General features: G+C 67.1%; 18 protein-coding genes. 15 read left to right on the top strand and 3 right to left on the bottom strand.

The features are described 5' to 3' along the window. Positions 1-31 precede the first annotated feature (31 nt). From AVAK2825_RS12330 to AVAK2825_RS12315, 4 genes are all read left to right on the top strand, one after another. Entirely contained in the window at positions 32-493 is a 462-nt protein-coding gene (locus tag AVAK2825_RS12330) for a MerR family transcriptional regulator (protein ID WP_284398777.1), read from the top strand. Between the two features lie 130 nt (positions 494-623). Next, the gene (locus AVAK2825_RS12325) at positions 624-1,427 is read left to right on the top strand and encodes an MlaE family ABC transporter permease (RefSeq protein ID WP_284398774.1); all 804 of its coding nucleotides are present in this window, start codon (positions 624-626) and stop codon (positions 1,425-1,427) included. Between the two features lie 144 nt (positions 1,428-1,571). Then, on the top strand, positions 1,572-2,579 hold the full coding sequence (locus tag AVAK2825_RS12320; RefSeq protein WP_284398773.1) for an MlaD family protein: 1,008 nt from the start codon (positions 1,572-1,574) through the stop codon (positions 2,577-2,579). Next, positions 2,576-3,268: a hypothetical protein gene (locus AVAK2825_RS12315; protein WP_284398770.1), complete on the top strand. Its 693-nt coding sequence runs from the start codon at positions 2,576-2,578 to the stop codon at positions 3,266-3,268. The genes AVAK2825_RS12320 and AVAK2825_RS12315 overlap by 4 nt, the downstream gene beginning before the upstream one ends. A gap of 79 nt (positions 3,269-3,347) precedes the next feature. On the opposite strand, the gene AVAK2825_RS12310 is transcribed toward AVAK2825_RS12315, so the two are convergent. The 3 genes from AVAK2825_RS12310 to AVAK2825_RS12300 form a co-directional block, all read right to left on the bottom strand. Continuing rightward, the gene (locus AVAK2825_RS12310; protein ID WP_272568478.1) at positions 3,348-3,530 is read right to left on the bottom strand and encodes a hypothetical protein; all 183 of its coding nucleotides are present in this window, start codon (positions 3,528-3,530) and stop codon (positions 3,348-3,350) included. Positions 3,531-3,700: 170 nt separating this feature from the next. After that, positions 3,701-5,266 (bottom strand): NAD(P)H-hydrate dehydratase, encoded by a 1,566-nt coding sequence (locus AVAK2825_RS12305; protein WP_284398765.1) that lies wholly within the window; start codon positions 5,264-5,266, stop codon positions 3,701-3,703. A gap of 15 nt (positions 5,267-5,281) precedes the next feature. Beyond that, positions 5,282-6,529: an FAD-dependent oxidoreductase gene (locus AVAK2825_RS12300; RefSeq protein ID WP_284398762.1), complete on the bottom strand. Its 1,248-nt coding sequence runs from the start codon at positions 6,527-6,529 to the stop codon at positions 5,282-5,284. A gap of 310 nt (positions 6,530-6,839) precedes the next feature. Here AVAK2825_RS12300 and rpsB point away from each other — a divergent pair, with 310 nt between their 5' ends. From rpsB to lpxD, 11 genes are all read left to right on the top strand, one after another. After that, a complete protein-coding gene (gene rpsB / locus AVAK2825_RS12295) occupies positions 6,840-7,592 on the top strand; it encodes a 30S ribosomal protein S2 (protein ID WP_272568482.1) in 753 nt (250 codons plus the stop codon). Between the two features lie 104 nt (positions 7,593-7,696). After that, positions 7,697-8,623 carry a translation elongation factor Ts gene (tsf, locus tag AVAK2825_RS12290; RefSeq protein WP_284398757.1) on the top strand — a complete coding sequence of 309 codons (927 nt, stop codon included), beginning with the start codon at positions 7,697-7,699 and terminating at the stop codon, positions 8,621-8,623. A gap of 56 nt (positions 8,624-8,679) precedes the next feature. Then, positions 8,680-9,402, top strand: coding sequence for a UMP kinase (gene pyrH, locus AVAK2825_RS12285; protein ID WP_272568484.1), 723 nt, complete (start codon positions 8,680-8,682; stop codon positions 9,400-9,402). Between the two features lie 48 nt (positions 9,403-9,450). Next, positions 9,451-10,011 (top strand): ribosome recycling factor, encoded by a 561-nt coding sequence (frr, locus tag AVAK2825_RS12280; RefSeq protein WP_272568485.1) that lies wholly within the window; start codon positions 9,451-9,453, stop codon positions 10,009-10,011. A 33-nt stretch (positions 10,012-10,044) separates the two neighbouring features. After that, on the top strand, positions 10,045-10,776 hold the full coding sequence (gene uppS, locus AVAK2825_RS12275; protein WP_284399043.1) for a polyprenyl diphosphate synthase: 732 nt from the start codon (positions 10,045-10,047) through the stop codon (positions 10,774-10,776). 12 nt (positions 10,777-10,788) lie between these two features. Then, the gene (locus AVAK2825_RS12270; RefSeq protein ID WP_284398750.1) at positions 10,789-11,643 is read left to right on the top strand and encodes a phosphatidate cytidylyltransferase; all 855 of its coding nucleotides are present in this window, start codon (positions 10,789-10,791) and stop codon (positions 11,641-11,643) included. Beyond that, positions 11,640-12,818: a 1-deoxy-D-xylulose-5-phosphate reductoisomerase gene (ispC, locus tag AVAK2825_RS12265; protein ID WP_284398746.1), complete on the top strand. Its 1,179-nt coding sequence runs from the start codon at positions 11,640-11,642 to the stop codon at positions 12,816-12,818. Before AVAK2825_RS12270 ends, ispC begins: the two co-directional genes overlap by 4 nt. 27 nt (positions 12,819-12,845) lie before the next feature. Beyond that, positions 12,846-14,210, top strand: coding sequence for an RIP metalloprotease RseP (gene rseP / locus AVAK2825_RS12260; protein ID WP_284398743.1), 1,365 nt, complete (start codon positions 12,846-12,848; stop codon positions 14,208-14,210). Positions 14,211-14,252: 42 nt separating this feature from the next. Further along, a complete protein-coding gene (gene bamA / locus AVAK2825_RS12255) occupies positions 14,253-16,550 on the top strand; it encodes an outer membrane protein assembly factor BamA (RefSeq protein WP_272568493.1) in 2,298 nt (765 codons plus the stop codon). Further along, a complete protein-coding gene (locus AVAK2825_RS12250; RefSeq protein ID WP_272568495.1) occupies positions 16,550-17,077 on the top strand; it encodes an OmpH/Skp family outer membrane protein in 528 nt (175 codons plus the stop codon). The genes bamA and AVAK2825_RS12250 overlap by 1 nt, the downstream gene beginning before the upstream one ends. Before the next feature lie 27 nt (positions 17,078-17,104). Further along, complete coding sequence (lpxD, locus tag AVAK2825_RS12245; protein ID WP_284398733.1) at positions 17,105-18,085, top strand: UDP-3-O-(3-hydroxymyristoyl)glucosamine N-acyltransferase; 981 nt, start codon at positions 17,105-17,107, stop codon at positions 18,083-18,085. Positions 18,086-18,096 lie beyond the last annotated feature (11 nt).

Raw genomic sequence — 18,096 nt, 5'->3', positions numbered from 1 at the left:
GAAAACCTTGAAGCCGCTCGAAGGTCAAGCCATGTCTGCCCAAAGCCCCTGCCACCGTATCGGAGATGCCGCCCGCCTGTCGGGCGTGCCGGCCGCCAACATCCGCTATTACGAGAAGGAAGGCCTGCTGCCCCAGCAGACCCGCGCCGACAACCGCTACCGCTTGTACAGCGCGGACGAGGTGCACCGCCTGCGCTTCATCCGGCTGTGCCGGGCCATGGACATGTCGCTGGACGAGGTGCGCACCCTGCTGGCGCTGGACCACAGCGGCGCAGCGGCTGACCACGCGGCCTGCGACACCCTGGACGAGCATCTGCAGCACGTGCGCACCCGGCTGCAGGAGCTGCGCACGCTGGAGGAAGAGCTGCTTTCGCTGCGCGGCCGCTGCGACGGCACCGATGCCGGCCGCTGCCGCGTGATCGAGGCGCTGCACGCCCGCGCCGATGCCGAAACCGTGCCGCCGCCCGCGCCGATGGCCAAACGGCACGTGTGACGCCAGGCCACGCGACCCCCGGTCACCACCCGCATTGCAATGAAATTGATAGCGGAACGCCCTAGTGGAATATGCGCTGGAGGCCAATTTTGTTACGCATCGCCGGCGGCCCGTCCACTATGATGGCCGCATGATCGCCGGCCTGCCATCCCCCTCGCTGATCGACCGCATCTGGCGCGCCGCGCGGGGCTGGGCGGTGGCCTGGTGGCGCATCGTGCACCTCGGGTCGGTGGCGCTGGTGCTCATGCTTTCGCCGTCCAGCTACGGGCGCGCCACGCGCTGGCGGCTCGCGCGGCACATGTACCAGGACACGGCGCCCATCCTGCTGGGGTTCACGGTGCTGGCGGCGCTGGTCAGCCTGGTCATCACCCGCATCGTCGTCGTCACGGCGCTGAGCTACGGCCTGTCGCGCTACGCGCTGGAGATGGTCATCCGCGTGCTGGTGCTGGAGTTGATCCCGCTCACCGCCGCGCTCTTCGTTGCCATGCGCACCACCATCCCCAACGGCACCCAGCTCGCCCTCATGCGCCAGGCCGGCCGCCTGGACAGCCTGCGCCGGCACGGCGCCGACCCGATCCGCGTCGAGTTGCTGCCCCGGGTGGTGGCCGGCATCTACGCCAGCATCACGCTTGCGGCGCTGTCGTGCGTGGTCGCGCTCGCCATGGCCTATTTCGGGGTGTATGGGCTCAACACCGCAGGGCTGCCGAGCTACACGCGCATGTTCGGCCAGGTGTTCACGCCGGCCGTCACGCTGGTGTTCGTGCTCAAGACCCTGTTCTTCAGCCTGGCCGTGGCCCTCATTCCCATGGCGGCGGGGCTCTACGAAAACGGCGACGGCCGGGGCCGCCACGGCTCCGAACTGGGCGGGCTCGCGCGCATGTTCGCCGTGCTGCTGCTGATCGAAGTCGCGTCCCTGCTGGGCAATTACTACTAACCCGTTCCGTGACCCATATGACGAACGACACCGGCCATGGCCCGCGCTGCGCGCCGTGGCCTCACCGAGGAAACGCTTTCATGCCCGACCCAGACACCTTCCCCGCCGGCGCTTTCGGCCCGCGGGCCCACGGCGGTGCGCGCCATGGCTGAGCGGCCCCCTTCCCCCGAAGCGGACGATGCCGCCAGCGAGGCGCTGCTCGAAGCGCAGCGCCCGGTGGCGAACCTGGAGCGCAAGGCCGCGGCGCTGCTCCTGTTCACGCTGGCGCTCATCGTGGGCTCGGCGTTCTACCTGCTATACGCACGCGGCGTGTTCGAGCCCACGCAGCGCCTGGTGCTCACGGCCGACGACTCCGAGGGCGTGGTGGTCGGCATGGACATGACGTTTTCGGGCTTCCCGATCGGGCGGGTGCGCGGCATCGAGCTGTCGCCCGACGGCAACGTGCGCATCCTGATCGACGTGCCGCGCAAGGACGCGCACTGGCTGCGCGAGTCCAGCGTCTTCACGCTGGTGCGCGGCATCGTGGGCGGCACCACCATCAAGGCCTACAGCGGCATCCTCACCGATCCGCTGCTGGCCGACGGCGCCGAACGCCCGGTGCTGCGCGGCGATGCCACGGCCGAGATCCCGCAGCTCATGGCCTCGGCGCGCGAACTGCTGTCCAACCTGCAGGCCATGACGGCCCAGGATGCCGCGCTGGGCGGCACGCTGTCCAACGTGCGCACGCTGACCGAACGGCTCAACGCGCCGGGTGGCGCGCTCAACGTGCTCATGGGCAGTGAAGCGGACGCCAAAAAGATCACCGCCACGCTGGATCGCACCAACCAGTTGCTGGCGCGCATCGACGGCATGGCCGCCAAGGCCGACCGGCAGGTGTTCGGAGCGGCGGGCGATCCGGGGCTCGTGCCCGAGGTGCGGGCCACGGTGGTGCAGCTCAACGGCCTGCTGGCCGACACGCGCCAGAGCCTGAAAAAGGTCGATGCCGTGCTGGCCGAAGCCCAGGCCATCGGCGCCAACGCGCGCGAAGCCACCACCGATCTGGGCAGCTTGCGGGCCGAAGTGGAGAGCAACCTGCGCAAGGTGGAGGGGCTGGTCAACGACATCCAGCGCAAATGGCCGTTTGCGCGCGACACGGAACTCAAGCTGCCATGAAACCCCTGCTGTCTTCCCCGCTGCGTACACCGGTGTTGCGTGCCGCCGCGCTGCTCCCCTGCCTGGCCCTTTGGGCCTGCTCGGCCAAGCCGCCCACGCCGGAATGGCAGATGAATGCCCACGGCGCGGCCCGCAAGGCCACCGAGGCATACCTGTCGGGCGAGCCGCGCATCGCGCAGCTGGAGTGGGACCGGGCCCGGGCGGAAGTGGCCCGCACGGGGCGGCCCGACCTGCTGGCGCGCGTGGAACTCATGCGCTGCGCCGCCCAGGTCGCCAGCCTGGTGGTGGAGCCGTGCACGGCTTTCGAGGCCCTGCGCGCCGACGCCGCGCCGCAGGACCAGGCCTATGCCGATTACCTGGCCGGCACCATCGACAGTACCGCCGCTGCCCACCTGCCCGAGCCGCAACGCAGCGCTTGGGCGGCCGGCCCGGCTGCGCAAGCCGGCCTGGCCGATCCGCTGTCGCGCCTGGTGGCCGCAGGGGTGTGGGTGAAATCCGGCCGGGAAACGCCGCAGGTGGTCGACTCCGCCGTGGAGGCCGCCTCTGCGCAGGGGTGGCGACGGCCGTTGCTGGCTTGGCTGACCCTGGCGGCGCAGCGTGCCGATCAAAGGGGCGATGGGCCCGCGGCTGCCGCCGCCCGCAGGCGGTTGTCGGTGCTGGAGCAGGGGCTCAGCGCTGAGAAGCGCTGACGCAGAAACCCAAAGGGGGAGGGGGTGGCGCGGAGGTTCAGGGGACGGCCCCGGCCCGCGCCGTGCCGGGATGCCGGACTCAGTTGAGAAACGATTCCGCGGGAAGAATCTGCTCGAGGTTGCCCGGCAGATTCACCAGCGAGTCGGCGGCCTGCACCGCCTCGTCCGGCACCAGCGTCATGGCGGTGGCGGCCACCGCGAGAAGCACTGTCACCGTAAAGGCTGCGAAAGCGCGGGTTCCGGAATGGATTTTGCGTTTCATGACAGATGTCCTTCAAGAGGGGTGGGGGCCTGCACGGCGGGTGGAGTGAACGCATTAAACCGCTTGCGTTCTGGCCCGGTCTGTCAGACAAGGCCTTTTGGAAGGCTGTTGCGACGACAGTTACGGTTGGTTGCGATCCGTTGACGCAAATCAACCGTTTTGGGCTGAATTCACCCAGGCGTCAGCCGCCGGGCGAGTGCCGACGCCGTCAGGGCGGTGCCGTCAGGCCATTGGTCTGCCGCCTCGCCGTGCATCCAGCAGGCTGCCATGGCCGCATCGAAGGCGGCGTTCGGCACGTCGGACGCCGCGGCCAGCCGCGCACCCACCAGTCCCGCCAGCACATCGCCCGTGCCGCCCGTCGCCAGGCGTGCGTTGCCGGTCGGATTGATGCGGGGCGTTTGCCCCGGGGCAGCGATCACGCTGCCCGAGCCCTTGAGCACCACGGCGCAGCCGAATTGCTCCGCCAGCCGGGAGGCCGCGGCCAGCCGGTCGGCCTGCACGCCTGGCGTGTCCACCGCCAGGAGCCGGGCCGCTTCCAGCGGGTGGGGTGTGAGTACGGTATGCCGGCCCGGCTGCGCCGCGCGATCGCGCAGCGCCTTCGCCAAGGAGGTGTCGCCGGCCACGGCATTGAGCGCATCCGCATCCAGCACCAGGCGGCGCGCCTCGGCCAGGACCTTCGGCAGCACCGCCCGGATGGCCTCGCCCCCGCCGCATCCACAGACCACGGTGCCTTGCTCCAGGTGCAGCGCTTCGAAACGCCGGAACATGCATTCCGGCTGCATGGGGTCGAGGGACAGGTCGCCCCCGTCCAGCAGGGCCACCATCACCCGCCCGGCGCCCGCGTGCAGCGCCGCCGATGCCGCCAACAGCGCTGCGCCCGCCATGCCCATGCCCCGGGCCCGCAGCCCTTCTCCGCCCACCACCGCCACATCGCCGTAGCTGCCTTTGTGGCTGGCATGGGCGCGGTGGGCGGGCGGTGGCGCTGCCGCCAGCCAGGCGCAGGGCGCCACGTCCGTCGCGCCGCAGCCCAGGTCGTCGAACCAGACCTGTCCGGCCGCGTCGCGCCCGTTCCCGGTGAACAGCCCGGGCTTCAAGGTGAGCAGGGCCAGGGTGTGCCGCGCAGACGCCGCGGCGCCCGGCGGCGGCGTCAGTCCGGCCGAGAACTGGCCCGTGTCGCCCGACAGGCCCGAGGGCGTATCCACGCACAGCACTGGGGCAGGCGTGGCATGCAGTTGGGCCAGCAGGTGCTGGATGCGCGGGTCGGCCGCACGGGGCTTGCCGCCGCCCGCCAGGCCGATGCCCAGCAGCGCGTCCACGCACACGTCATCGGGCCCCATGTCGGGCGGCGGGACATCGGAAAAAACGACACCCGCGGCCGCAGCGCGCCGATAGGACGCGAGCGCATCGGGCGGCGCCGTGTCCGGCTGGCCCAGCCAGGTCACGGTGGCGATGCGCCCCGCCCGGTGCAGGTGGAACGCCGCTTCCAGGCCGTCGCCGCCGTTGTTGCCCGCGCCGCAGACCACCCATGCGTTGCGTGCGTGCGGGGCGATGGCCTGGGCCAGCCGGGCCACCGCCCAACCGGCCCGCTGCATCAGGGTGTGCGGGGGGCACTGCGCTGCCAGGGCCTGTTCGATCCGGCGCGTGGCCGGCGTGTCGAACAGGGGATGGGGCCGATCGGCCGTGATCCGGCGCAGGGTGGGCTGCGGCGCTGTTGCTGCGGGCGGCTCGGAGCGCATGGCGGAAGGTCCGGCTCAGAAGCGGCGCAGCGCGAAGTGCTGCAGATCCACCTCGGGCGCGCGCTGGGCCATCAGGTCGGCCAGGGCCCGCGCGCTGCCACTGGCGAGCGCATAGCCACATCCGCCGTGGCCGGCGTTGACCCACACCCCCGGCAGGCCGCTCGGACCCACGACCGGGGCACCGTCCGGCAGGGTGGGGCGGGCGCCGCGCCACACCTGCACCTGGCCCGACGAAACCTGCACCCCGCCGGGAAACCAGCCGGAGATGGCCTGGTAGAGCGTTTGCAGCGTGGGCGCATGGTGCGCGCCATCGCCCCGGCCGAGTTCAGCGCCACCCGCGATGCGCACGCGTTGGCCCTGGCGCGTGATCGTCACCCGGTGGAGCGGGTCCACGACCGATCCTTGCGGGGCATGGGAGTCTTCGCGCACCGGGGCGCTGATCGAGTAGCCGTGGAGCGCGGCCATCGGTAGCTCGGCGCCCAAGGGGCGCAACAGCGCCGCCGCTGCCACGCCGGCGCAGACGACGACGGCATCGAACCGGCGCGGCAGCGTCTCGCCGGCGATCCGCAGGCCCGCGGGCGCCGCATCCAGCCCGGTGACCTGGGCATTGAAATGAAATTGCGCCCCGCGCTCCTGCGCGGCATAGCGCAGCATCTGGGCGAAGAGGCGGCAGTTGCCGGACTCGCCGTCGGGAATGTGCAGGGCGCCGATCATGGGGGCGTCGGGCGACAGGCCCGGCTCGATCTGGCGAGCGGTCTCGGCATCCACGTCGTGGATGGCCATGCCCGCGTCCCGGAGCAGTTGCAGGGCCGGCTGCACGTGCGCCAGGTCTTCGACCGTGCGCAGCAGGACCAGCGCGCCGCGGCCGGTTTCCGCGTCCACCTGCAACTGCTCCGACACCCACCGCATGCGCGCCTGGCTGTAGCGGCCCAGTTGCTCCAGTGCGGAAAGGGCCATCGGAAGGGCCGGCGAACGGCCGGCCTTGCGCCAACGCCAGAGCCATCGCAGCTCGGAAGCCGTCACCCCCTTCGCGATCCGCACCGCCGCATGGCGTCCCCAGAGCCGGGTGCTTTGCGGGCCGCCGATGCCGGGGGCCGCCAGGGGAATGAGAAGGGCAGGCGAGGACAGGCCGGCATTGGCGAAGCTCGATTCCTCGGCCGCGGCGCTGCGTTGTTCGAAAACCGAAACCTCGTGGCCGTCGCACGTCAGTTCGTAAGCAGTGGTGACGCCGACGATCCCGGCGCCCACGATGGCGATGTGCATTTGGTTTCTGAGCTCTTTCAGGCACCGGCGCTAATGGACACTGCGCTGGCTGCTACTGTTTTTGTGTTTTCCAAGGGCCTGTTTCCAGGCGGGCCCTGCCGGCGCCGGCCGCGCCGGTGGCGCAAGGGTCCGTTTGGGCTCGGTCAATCTGCCATGCTAGAATCTTTGGGTTTTGCTGGTGGCTGCGCAGTGCGTGGCCGACAACTTGGCAAGACAAATCGCAAACCAGCCCTTTCAAGGTGCTGCCTTCTTCTTGCAAGCCGGCAGTTATTGGGGCTGGATTTTAGACCCAACCTTCGGAGAAATTCTCATGTCCGTCACCATGCGCGAAATGCTGGAAGCCGGTGTCCACTTCGGTCACCAAACCCGTTTCTGGAACCCCAAGATGGCCCCGTACATCTTCGGCCATCGCAACAAGATCCACATCATCAACCTGGAAAAGTCGCTCCCGCTCTTCCAGGACGCCCAAAAGTTCGCCAAGCAGCTCACCGCCAACCGCGGCACCATCCTGATGGTAGGCACGAAGCGCCAGGCCCGCGAAATCCTCGCCACCGAAGCGCAGCGCGCCGGTGTGCCCTATGTCGACCAGCGCTGGCTGGGCGGCATGCTGACCAACTTCAAGACGGTCAAGACCTCCATCAAGCGCCTGAAGGACATGAAGGCCCAGCAAGAAGGCGGCCTCGACGCCATGAGCAAGAAGGAACAGCTCACCTTCACCCGCGAAATGGAAAAGCTGGAAAAGGACATCGGCGGCATCCAGGAAATGAATGCACTGCCTGATGCCATCTTCATCATCGACGTGGGCTTCCACAAGATCGCCGTGGCTGAAGCCAAGAAGCTGGGCATTCCGCTGATCGGCGTGGTGGACTCCAACCACTCCCCTGAAGGCATCGACTACGTGATCCCCGGCAACGACGACTCGGCCAAGGCCGTGGCCCTGTATGCCCGCGGTATCGCCGACGCGATCATCGAAGGCCGTGCCAATGCCGTGAACGACGTGGTCAAGGCCGTGGCTGCCGAAGGCTCTGACGAATTCGTGGAAGTGGAAGAAACCGCTGCCTGATTCCCGGCCGCGCGACCTGTCGCGAATGAAAGCGGGGCTCCTGGTTAGCCCCCTTTTTTTTAGCCCGAATGCTGTAACGAACTGAACTGAGACTGGAGAAAAAGATGGCTGCAATTACCGCAAGCATGGTCGCCGAACTGCGTGCAAAGACCGATGCCCCCATGATGGAATGCAAGAAGGCCCTGACGGAAGCCGAAGGCGACCTGGCCAAGGCGGAAGAGCTGCTGCGCGTGAAGCTGGGAACCAAGGCCGGCAAGGCCGCCGCCCGCATCACCGCGGAAGGCGTGGTCGCCAGCTACATCGACGGCACGACCGGCGGGCTGATCGAAGTGAACAGCGAAACCGACTTCGTGAGCAAGAACGACAGCTTCCTCGCGCTGGCCAAGGCCGCTGCCGAACTGGTGGCCAAGCACAATCCCGCCAACGTGGAAGCCCTGGGTGCCCTGCCTTACAGCCAGGACGGCTTCGGCCCCACCCTGGAAGAAGTGCGCAAGGGCCTGATCGGCAAGATCGGCGAGAACATGTCGTTCCGCCGCTTCAAGCACTTCTCCGGCAACAAGCTGGCCTCTTACCTGCACGGCACCCGCATCGGCGTGGTGGTCGAGTTCGAAGGCGACGAAACCGCTGCCAAGGACGTGGCCATGCACATCGCTGCCATGAAGCCCGTCGCGCTGACCAGCGCCGACGTGCCTGCCGACCTGATCGAGAAGGAACGCTCGGTCGCCGCTGCAAAGGCCGCGGAAGACAAGGCCAAGGCGGAAGCCGAGGGCAAGGCCGTGCAGTCCGACGAAATCGTCAGCAAGCGCATCGAAGGCGGCGTGCAGAAATACCTCAAGGAAGTGTCCCTGTTCGACCAGGTCTTCGTAAAGGCCGCCGACGGCAAGCAGTCCGTGGGCCAGATGCTCAAGGGCGCCAACACCACGGTCAAGGCGTTCACGCTGTACGTGGTCGGCGAAGGCATCGAGAAGAAGGTGGACGACTTCGCTGCCGAAGTGGCCGCCCAGGTGGCAGCCGCCAAGTCTGCCGCTTGATCGCAGACCCCATCGCCACCTCACCCGCCATTCCATTGCCCCACGGAGAAGTCCCCATGTCCATCGCTGCACCAGCCCACAAGCGCATTTTGCTCAAGTTGTCTGGCGAGGCGCTCATGGGGGACGATGCCTTCGGCATCAACCGTGCCACCATCGTCCGGATGGTGGAGGAGATCGCTGAGGTCACCCGCATGGGTGTGCAGGTGGCCGTGGTGATCGGTGGTGGAAACATCTTCCGCGGCGTGGCCGGCGGCTCGGTCGGCATGGACCGCGCCACCGCCGATTACATGGGCATGCTGGCCACGGTCATGAACGCGCTGGCATTGGCCGACGCCATGGACAAGCAGGGACTGACGGCCCGCGTGATGTCGGCGATCGCCATCGAGCAGGTCGTCGAGCCCTACGTGCGCCCCAAGGCCCTGCAATACCTGGAAGAGGGCAAGGTGGTGGTGTTCGCCGCCGGTACCGGCAATCCCTTCTTCACCACCGACACCGCGGCAGCGCTGCGGGGTGCCGAAATCGGCGCCGAGGTGGTTTTGAAGGCGACCAAGGTGGACGGTGTGTACACCGCCGATCCCAAGAAGGACCCGACGGCGACCCGCTACACCAAGCTCACGTTCGACGAGGCCATGTCGCGCAATCTGGGGATTCTGGATGCGACGGCGTTTGCCCTGTGCCGTGACCAGAAGTTGCCGATCCGCGTGTTTTCCATCATCAAGCACGGCGCGCTCAAGCGCGTGGTCATGGGTGAGGACGAAGGCACGCTGGTGTACGCTTGAGCGTTGGGCGCGCCCTGGCGCGCCCGGCTTCATGCTGAGGAGAAAAACATGACCATTGCCGATATCAAGAAGAATGCAGAAACCAAGATGGACCAGTCCATCGTAGCGTTCAAGAACAATCTGTCCAAGATCCGCACCGGCCGCGCCAATCCAGCGCTGCTCGATTCCGTGCAGGTCGAGTACTACGGCTCGTTCGTGCCGTTGTCGCAAGTGGCGAACGTGGCCCTGATCGACTCGCGCACCATCAGCGTCCAGCCCTGGGAAAAAGGCATGGGCGCCAAGATCGAGAAAGCCATCCGCGAAAGCGATCTGGGCCTGAATCCCGCCTCCATGGGCGACCTGATCCGCGTACCCATGCCTCCCATGAGCGAAGAGCGCCGCAAGGAAATGACCAAGCTCGCGCGCAACGAAGGCGAGAGCGCCAAGATCGCCGTGCGCAATCTGCGCCGTGACGCCAACGAAGCCGTCAAGAAGCTGGTCAAGGACAAGCTGGCCTCCGAAGACGACCAGAAGCGTTCGGAAACCGAGATCCAGAAAGTCACCGACAAGCACATCGCTGAAGTCGATGCGCTGGTGTCCGGCAAGGAACAGGAAATCATGGCGGTCTGATCCCCGGTTCCGGGAATCGATCGCATGTCCTGCATGTCCGCCTCTTCGGCCATTCCGCACCACGTTGCCATCGTCATGGATGGCAATGGCCGTTGGGCCACGCGCCGTTTCCTGCCGCGGCTGGCAGGGCACAAGCAGGGCGTGGAATCTCTCAAACGCTGCGCGCAGGCCTGCGTGGAGCGGGGCGTGGCCGTGCTGACGGTGTTCGCTTTCTCTTCGGAAAACTGGAACCGGCCTGCCGATGAAGTGTCGGGCCTCATGGACTTGCTGGCCAAGGCGCTGTCCCGGGAAGTCCCCCAGTTGCAAAAGGACGGAGTGCGCCTGCATTTCGTCGGTGAGAAGGCCGGGTTGTCCGAGAAGGTGCGTGCGGGCCTGCGCCAGGCCGAGCTGGACACCGCGCACAATACCCGCCTGGTCCTGAACGTCTGCTTCAACTACGGCGGCCGTTGGGACATCGCGCAGGCCGCTGCGGCCGTCGCGGCGCGGGGCGAGCCCATCACCGAGGCCAGCCTGCATGCGGCCATGGGCCTGGCGCACGTGCCGGATCCGGACCTGGTGATCCGCACGGGTGGCGAAATGCGCATCAGCAATTTCCTGCTGTGGCAGTCGGCCTATTCCGAGTTCTACTTCAGTGACCGGCTCTGGCCGGACTTCGACGGCAAGGCCCTGGATGAGGCCATTGCCGCCTTCAATGCCCGAGAGCGCCGTTTCGGCAAGACATCCGAGCAAATACTGGCGTCGTCACCTGCCTCGCTGCAGGTCTGAAAGGGCTTTCCCATGCTTCGACAGCGCGTCATCACTGCCATCGTCCTGCTGGCCATTTTGCTGCCGGCGCTTTTTTACCCGTCTCCGTGGCCCTTTGCCACGGTCATCCTGGTCTTGATGGCCGCGGGTGCCTGGGAGTGGGGCCGTCTTCAAGGGCTGGGCTCTGGCGCGGCCGTGGGGGTGGGGGCCGCCTGCGTCGCGCTTTGCGCGGCGAGCTGGTCACTGGGCTGGTTGCAGCAACCGCTGGCCTGGCTGTGGACCCTGGGTGGCGCCGCGTGGGTGCTTGTCGGTGCATGGATGCTGCGCGCGGGTGTCCAGGGCTGGCCCCAGGTTCCCAAGGCCGTGCGGCTGGTCGGCGGCGTGTTCGTGCTGTGGCTGGCGTGGCTGGCCGCGGTGCAGGCGCGCATGGCGGGCATCAATTTTCTGATGTCGATCCTGGTTCTTGTCTGGGTGGCCGACATCTTTGCGTACTTCGCAGGCCGGGCCTTCGGCCTGCGCTTCACCAAGAACAAACTGGCCCCCTCGATCAGCCCCGGCAAGAGCTGGGAAGGCGTGTGGGGCGGCATGGCCGGTGTGGTGGTTCTGGCTGTGGGCTGGGTGGTCGCCGACGCGTCCGCCAGTGCATCGGTCGCGAGTTTCTATACCCACCTGTTCGCGCGCGGCTGGTGGCTGCTGTTGCTGGGTGCCGTGTTCATGGCGGCCATGAGCGTGGTTGGCGACCTGACCGAGTCCCTCGTCAAGCGCAGCATCGGCGCCAAGGACAGCAGCGGTTTGCTTCCGGGCCACGGCGGCGTGCTCGATCGCGTGGATGCGCTGCTGCCCACCTTGCCGCTGGCCATGATGTTGACCCACTTCGCTTCCGCATGAAACAACGCATCACGGTCCTGGGATCCACGGGGTCCATCGGTACCAACACCCTGGATGTGGTGGCACGCCATCCCGAGCGCTACGAGGTGTTCGCCCTGAGCGCTGCCACGCAGGTCGACGCCATGCTGGCGCAGTGTGTCCGTTTCCAGCCCTGCTTCGCCGTGATGGCCAGCGCGCCGCATGCGCGGCTGCTCGAGGAGCGGCTCGCGGCGCATGGCCTGGCAACGCGGGTGTTGCAGGACCCGGACGCGCTGGACACCATTGCCTCCCACGAAGAGGTGGACGTGGTGATGGCGGCCATCGTCGGCGCTGCGGGCCTGGGCCCCTGCCTTGCGGCGGCCCGGGCCGGCAAGCGCCTGCTGCTCGCCAACAAGGAAGCGCTGGTGGTGGGCGGTGAGGTCTTCATGTCCGCCGTCCGGGAGGGCGGGGCCACGCTGCTGCCGATCGACAGCGAGCATTCGGCGATCTTTCAATGCCTGCCGGAAGACCCGCAGACCTGGGCCCGCCGCGTGGACCACATTCTGCTGACCGCATCCGGCGGGCCGTTTCGCACCCGGGCGCCGGCCACGCTGCGCGATGTCACGCCGGAGCAGGCCTGCGCCCATCCCAATTTCTCGATGGGGCGAAAGATCTCGGTCGATTCGGCCACCATGATGAACAAGGCCCTGGAGGTCATCGAGGCGCGCTGGCTCTTCGATCTGGCGCCGGAGCAGATCAAGGTGGTGATCCATCCGCAGCAGATCATCCATTCCATGGTCCAGTTCGTGGATGCGTCGGTGCTGGCGCAACTGGGAACGCCGGACATGCGCGTTCCGATCGCCTGCGGGCTGGCTTGGCCGGAGCGCATCGAGAGCGGAACGCCGCGGCTGGATTTTTCCACGCTGTCCGCGCTCACCTTCGAGGAAGCCGACGCCACCCGCTTCCCGGGGCTGCATCTGTCCTGGCAGGCGCTGCGCGCGCAAAGCGGCACCACGGCGGTGCTCAATGCCGCCAACGAGGTGGCTGTGGCCTCGTTCCTGGAGCGCCGCATCCGTTTCGATCAGATTCATCGGCTGAACCTTGCAACTCTGGAGGCGGTGACGCCCTCCAACCCCGAATCGCTCGGGGCCCTGCTGGCGCTGGATGCCGAAGCACGGTCCGTCGCTCTGCGCAGTGCGCAGCGGCTGGCCGCCTGAGCGATCGCCTCCGGGCAGAAAGACACCATGTTGCTGACCGTCATTGCCTTCATCGTCGCGCTGGGCGTGCTCATCGCCGTCCATGAATACGGCCACTACCGCGTAGCGGTCGCCTGCGGCGTGAAGGTGCTTCGTTTTTCGGTGGGTTTCGGCAAGCCCCTGCTGCGCTGGCAGCCCAAGGGATCGCCCACGGAGTTCGTCATCGGCGCGTTTCCCCTGGGCGGGTATGTGCGCATGCTGGACGAGCGCGAGGCCCCCGTCGATGCCCATGAGCGCCACCTGTCGTTCAATGCCAAGCCGTTGCGATCCCGCGCTGCGATCGTGGCAGCGGGCCCGGCGGCCAATCTGCTGCTCGCCGTGCTGCTGTACGCGGCAGTGAACTGGATGGGCGTGGAGGAGCCGAAGGCGGTTCTCGCCAGCCCCGTGCCCGGGTCCGTGGCCCAGAAAGCCGGCTTGCAAGGCGGCGAGCTCGTGCTGGAAGCGGCCCTCGGCAACGAAGAATCCGAGCCGGTGCGATCCTTCGAGGACCTGCGCTGGCTCCTGACCCGCGGTGCGCTCGACGGCACCGACGTCCGCCTGCAGGTGCAGCCGTCGCCCGGTGCGCCGCAGCGCCAGATGGTGCTGGAACTCGCGCAATTCGATGCGCGGGAGGCGGATGCGCAGCTCTTTCGCAAGATCGGCATCGTGGGTCCGTGGACGCGGCCCGTGCTTGGCGAGGTGGTCCAGGGGGGGGCGGCGCAACGCGCTGGATTGCGGCAAGGGGACCTGGTCGTCAGGCTCGGTGCGACGAATGTGGTGGATGGCCAGCAGTTGCGGGAGCTCATCCGTGCATCGGTCAGTGGCGGGGTGGCCGTATCCCAGCCGTGGCGCATCGAACGCGGCGGCCAGACCTTGACGCTGGATGTGCTGCCGGACTTGCACAGCGAGCCTTCCGGCCCGGTCGGCCGCGTGGGAGCGTTCGTGGGCGCTCAGCCAGAGTTCGTGACCGTGCGGCACGGGCCGCTCGAAGGATTGTGGAACGGAGTGGTGCGCACCTGGGAGGTGTCGGCCCTGACCCTGCGCATGATGGGGCGCATGGTGATCGGCGAAGCCTCGCTCAAGAACCTCAGCGGCCCGCTCACCATCGCCGATTACGCGGGCCGTTCGGCCAGCATGGGGCTCACGCAGTACCTGGTGTTTCTGGCCCTCATCAGCGTGAGCCTGGGCGTGCTGAACCTGCTTCCGCTGCCGGTTTTGGACGGTGGGCACCTGATGTATTATCTTTGGGAAGGCGTGACCGGCAAGGGCGTGTCCGACGCCTGGATGGAGCGATTGCAGCGCGGCGGCGTGGCGGTGCTCCTCCTGATGATGTCCATCGCCCTGTTCAACGATATCACCCGGCTTTTTGGCTAACCTTTTTGCCGCGCGCGTTCACCGTGCGGTACCAGTTCACTCATGAAAAAACAATTCAATCGCTTGGGCGTGCGCAAGGCATGTGCCGTGGCCGCCATGGTTTTTGCTGCCAATGCGGCATGGGCCCTGGAGCCGTTCAAGGTGCAGGATATCCGGGTGGAGGGTTTGCAGCGCGTCGAGCCGGGCACGATCTTCGCGTCGATGCCGCTGCGGGTGGGTGACGACTACAACGACGAGAAGGGCGCTGCGGCGATCCGTGCGCTGTTCGCGCTGGGCCTGTTCAAGGATGTGCGTCTGGAGGCCAGCGGCAACGTGCTCGTGGTGGTCGTGGAAGAGCGGCCGACCATCGCTGACGTGGACTTCGCCGGTGCCCGTGAATTCGACAAGGACACGCTCAAGAAAGCCATGCGCGATGTGGGCCTGACCGAAGGCCGGCCTTTCGACAAGGCCCTGGCCGACCGCGCGGAGCAGGAGCTCAAGCGCCAGTACATCAACAAGAGCCTGTACGGCGCCGAGGTCGTGACCACGGTTACCCCCATCGAGCGCAACCGCGTCAACCTCACCTTCACCGTGACCGAAGGCGAGCCCGCGCGCATCAAGGAAATCCACCTGGTGGGCAACAAGGCCTTCAGCGAATCGACGCTCAAAGGGCTGTTCGACCAGGACACGGGCGGCTGGCTCAGTTGGTACACCAAGTCGGACCGCTACTCCCGCACCAAGCTGAATGCCGACCTGGAAACCCTGCGTTCCTACTATCTGGCGCGCGGCTACCTCGAGTTCCGCATCGACTCCACGCAGGTGGCCATCTCCCCGGACAAGCAGGACATCACGATCACCGTCAACGTGACCGAGGGCCAGCGCTACGTGGTCTCCGGCGTGAAGATCGAAGGCAATTACCTGGACCGCGACGACGAGTTCAAGTCGCTGATCACCATCCAGCCCGGCGAGCCTTACAACGCCGACAAGGTGGCCGAAACCACCAAGGCATTCACCGACTACTTCGGCAATTTCGGCTTCGCGTTCGCGCGCGTCGAAGCGGTGCCCGAAGTGGACCGCGAGAACAACCGCGTGGCCCTGGTCCTGCGCGCCGAGCCGGCCCGCCGTGCCTACGTGCGCCGCATCAACGTGAGCGGCAACAACCGCACGCGCGACGAAGTGATCCGCCGCGAGTTCCGCCAGTACGAAGCCTCCTGGTACGACGGCGACAAGATCAAGCTGTCCCGTGACCGCGTAGACCGCCTGGGTTTCTTCACCGAAGTCAATGTGGAAACGCAGGAAGTGCCGGGCTCCGCCGACCAGGTGGACCTGGTGGTGAACGTGGCCGAAAAGCCCACCGGGTCGCTGCAGCTGGGCGCGGGCTTCTCGAGTGCGGAAAAGGTCTCGCTGTCGTTCAGCATCAAGCAGGAGAACGTGTTCGGTTCGGGCAACTACCTCGGGGTGGACGTCAACACCAGCAAGTACCGCCGCACGCTGGTGTTCAGCACCACCAACCCGTACTTCACGCGGGACGGCATCTCGCGCACGCTCGATCTGTACTACCGCACCGACAAGCCGTACGAGGACCAGGGCGGCAACTACGAGTTGATCACCGCCGGTACCAGCGTGCGCTTCGGCATCCCCTTCAGCGAAACCGATACCGTGTTCTTCGGAGGCGGCCTCGAACAGACGCGGATCAAGCTGGGCACCAACATTCCCGCCGCGTACCTGTCGTATGCCACGACCTATGGCTCCAGCAGCACCGCGATTCCGCTCACGATCGGCTGGTCGCGCGATGACCGCGACAGCGCTTTGGCGCCCAATTCGGGCCGCTACCAGCGCCTGAACACCGAATGGTCGGTGGCCGGCGATGCGCGCTACGTGCGTGGCAACTACCAGTTCCAGCAATATGTGCCGCTGAACAAGAAGTTCACCATGGCCTTCAACAGCGAGTTCGGCTGGGGCAAGGGTATGAACGGTCGGCCGTTCCCGGTGTTCAAGAACTACTACTCGGGCGGCCTGGGCTCCGTGCGCGGTTTCGACCAGGGCACGCTGGGTCCTCGCGACGTGACGGGTGCGTCGCTGGGCGGACCGAAGAAGGTCACGCTCAATGCCGAGTTGATCGCACCGTTCCCAGGTGCGGGCAACGACCGCACGCTGCGCGTGTTCACTTTCGTGGATGCGGGCAACGTGTACGGCGAAGATGAAAAGGTCACCCTCAGCGACATGCGTGTCTCTGCCGGCCTGGGCCTGAGCTGGATTTCTCCGCTCGGTCCGCTTCGCCTCGCTTTTGCGCAACCGGTGCGCAAGTTCGCCGGCGATAGAATCCAGAAACTGCAATTCCAGATCGGAACGTCTTTCTAATGAAATCTCTCTCCCGCCATATTCCCCTCGTTCTCTTGCTGGGCACGCTCGGTGCAGCCGTGCCTGCACAGGCGCAGGAGTTCAAGGCCGGCTTCGTCAACACCGACCGCATCTTCCGCGAGGCCAGCACCGCCAAGGCGGCCCAGGCCAAGCTGGAGCAGGAGTTCTCCCGTCGTGAGAAGGACCTCGTGGAGCAGGGCAACAGCCTGAAGTCCGCCACCGAGAAGTTCGAGCGCGAAGCGCCCACGATGGCCGAGAGCCAGCGCACGGCCCGCCAGCGCCAGCTGGTCGACCAGGACCGCGACTTCCAGCGCAAGCGCCGCGAGTTCCAGGAAGACCTGGGCGCCCGCAAGAACGAAGAGCTGGGCCAAGTGCTCGAGCGCGCCAACAAGGTCGTCAAGCAGGTCGCCGAGGCCGAGAAGTACGACGTGATCCTTCAGGAAGCCGTCTACATCAACCCCAAGCACGACATCACCGACAAAGTGATCAAGGCACTGAATGCCGCTGCTGCCACGCCCGCCAAGTGATGGCCGTCGGCTGACGGGGCGCGCGGCGTGAGCCTCTCTCTGGGGCAGATCGTTGATGCGCTGGGCGGCACGCTGGAGGGGGGCGAGAGGGACGGAGAAATCCGCCGCATCGCTCCCCTGGAGTCTGCAGGTCCCGGTGACCTGGCTTTTTTAAGCCATCCGCGCTACCAGCAGCAACTGGCCGCCTCCCGGGCGGCCTGTGTCATTGTGGCGCCATCGATGCGCGAGGCCGGGCTGGCCCGGGGGGCGTGCATCGTCGCGGACGAGCCGTACGTGTATTTCGCGCGTGCCACGCAGCTGTGGAAGCGCGCGCACGCCGTGGCGGTGCCGCAGGGCATCCATCCCAGCGCGGTGGTGGACCCCGACGCCACGGTGCATCCCACGGCCGTCATCGGCCCGCTGTGCGTGGTGGAGCGCGGTGCGCGCGTGGGCGCGGGCACAGTGCTCAAATCGCGGGTGACGTTGGGCGAGGACTGCCACATCGGTGAGCGCTGCATCGTGCATGCCGGCGTGGTGATCGGGGCCGACGGCTTCGGCTTCGCGCCGCAGGGCGGCGAATGGGTCAAGATCGAGCAGCTGGGGGCCGTGCACATCGGCAATGACGTCGAGATCGGCGCCAACACCTGCATCGACCGCGGCGCACTGGAAAACACGGTCATCGAAGATGGCGTGAAGCTCGACAACCTCATCCAGATCGGCCACAACGTGCGCATCGGCCGGCATTCCGCCATGGCGGGGTGCGTGGGGGTGGCGGGCAGCGCGACCATCGGCGCGCATTGCACGGTGGGGGGCGGAGGCATCGTGCTGGGGCATCTCGAACTGGCCGACCACGTGCACGTGTCGGCGGCCACGGTGGTCACGCGATCGCTGACCCGGCCGGGTCAATACACCGGCATGTTCCCCATCGACGAAAATGCGAAGTGGGAAAAAAACGCGGCCACGCTCAAGCAGCTTCACAGCCTGCGCGAACGGATCAAGGCCCTCGAACAAACTCGAAAAGACGGTTAGACCGCATCTTC

It is taken from the genome of Acidovorax sp. SUPP2825, from assembly GCF_030158995.1.
In the GTDB taxonomy this organism is placed as follows: Bacteria; Pseudomonadota; Gammaproteobacteria; order Burkholderiales; family Burkholderiaceae_C; genus Paracidovorax.
Note: the sequence above shows the minus strand (reverse complement) of the source record. Positions and strands in the feature narration are given on the sequence as shown.